Below are 407 nucleotides of genomic sequence, written 5' to 3'. Positions count from 1 at the left end.
GCCGTGGTGGCGCTGCGTTCGCAGGCGATCGCGCGGGGTCTGGCGGGTCGTGGCGGCATGGTGTCGGTGGGCCTGCCCTTCGGGCGGGTGGCCGACGGTCTGCCGGCCGGTGTGGAGGTGGCGGCCGTGAACGGGCCGTCGTCCGTGGTGGTGGCCGGTGACCCGGACGCGCTGGACACGCTGGTGGCCGGCTTCGAGGAGCAGGGTGTGCGGGTGCGCCGGGTGCCGGTGGACTACGCCTCCCACACGTCCCACGTCGAGTCGATCGAGGAGGAACTCGCCGAGCTCCTGGCCGCGGTGAGGCCCCGGCCCGCCGCGATCCCGTTCCTGTCGACGGTGGAGGGCCGGTGGTTGGAGGGTCCTGAGCTGGACGGCGGGTACTGGTACCGCAACCTGCGGCAGACCGT

Annotated in this window: 1 protein-coding gene; it reads left to right on the top strand. The window is 74.0% G+C overall.

The features are described 5' to 3' along the window. Positions 1-407: acyltransferase domain-containing protein (locus tag PUR56_RS06205; protein ID WP_329948154.1), on the top strand; the 407-nt coding region annotated here is incomplete at both ends.

Origin of the sequence: Streptomyces sp. BE303 (assembly GCF_036290945.1) — a bacterium.
Taxonomy (GTDB): Bacteria; Actinomycetota; Actinomycetes; order Streptomycetales; family Streptomycetaceae; genus Kitasatospora.
Note: the sequence above shows the minus strand (reverse complement) of the source record. Positions and strands in the feature narration are given on the sequence as shown.